Raw genomic sequence first — 1191 nt, 5'->3', positions numbered from 1 at the left:
TTTCGCCGATTGTAAAATTAAATTGAACACTTGATAAAAAATAAAAAGTCCATTCGGACCTGTTTGATAGAATGTAGTTACCACACAACATTTAGAAACGAGGTCAAAATGGACTCTTTACATTCTACCATGAATCAGCACATTAAAGGCAAGCATTTATCATTCGAGGAAAGAGTTATTATTCAATTGCGTTTGAAAGATGGCTATTCTTTGCGTGCCATTGCCCGTGAATTAAACTGTTCCCCTTCTACTATCAGTTATGAGGTTAAGCGCGGTACTGTAGAACTGTATCATGGCAAAGTCAAAAGATATAAGGCTACTCAAGGGCATGATGCATATCAAGCTCATCGTAAAAATTGTGGACGTAAATCAGACTTTCTCAGGAAAACTCAATTCATGCGCTATGTCCACAAACATTTCTTTAAAGACGGCTGGTCGCTTGATGTGTGCAGTAATCGCGCCACCGCTGTTGGCGCATTTAGCAGCAGAGATGTTGTCTGTACTAAGACTCTTTACAATTATGTCGACCAAGGTCTATTAGATATACATAATTACGACTTGCCAGAGAAGCTTAAACGCAATACCAAGCTTCATCGTATTCGCAGAAATAAGAAAAAACTTGGCAGAAGCATTGAAGAACGTCCTAAAGAGATCAATAAACGTAATGAGTTTGGCCATTGGGAATGCGATTTAGTTCTCGGACATAAGAGCAAAGATGATGAGGTGCTGCTAACCTTATCTGAACGTATGAGTCGTGAGTTCTTAATTCTTCGTATTCCTGACAAGACTTCTGTCAGTGTCATGCAGGCCTTTAAAAAACTCCAAAGGCAATACAGCGAACATTGGAATGATATTTTTAAAACCATTACCACTGATAATGGCTCAGAGTTTGCAGATCTTTCAAGTTTAGAAGACGTATCAAATACTTTAGTTTACTATGCTCATCCTTATACATCTTGTGACAAAGGAACAGTTGAAAGACATAATGGACTCATTCGCAGATTTATTCCTAAGGGAGAGGCAATAGACAATTATTCACTACAAGACATCATAGACATTGAAACCTGGTGCAACTCTTTACCAAGAAAGATATTGGCATATCATACACCAGATGAAATCTTTGAAAGAGAATTAGATCTAATCTATCAAGCAGCTTGATTAAAAGTGTTCAATTTATTATTGCAATTTACG

Annotated in this window: 1 protein-coding gene; it reads left to right on the top strand. The window is 37.4% G+C overall.

The window, feature by feature from the left end:
- Window positions 1-108: 108 nt before the first annotated feature.
- Window positions 109-1158, top strand: coding sequence for an IS30 family transposase (locus CP355_RS09955; RefSeq protein ID WP_087176735.1), 1050 nt, complete (start codon window positions 109-111; stop codon window positions 1156-1158).
- Window positions 1159-1191 lie beyond the last annotated feature (33 nt).

This window comes from Lactobacillus sp. UMNPBX4 (assembly GCF_002554115.1).
Classification (GTDB): domain Bacteria; phylum Bacillota; class Bacilli; order Lactobacillales; family Lactobacillaceae; genus Lactobacillus; species Lactobacillus gallinarum.
This window is presented reverse-complemented; position numbering and strand designations above follow the sequence as displayed.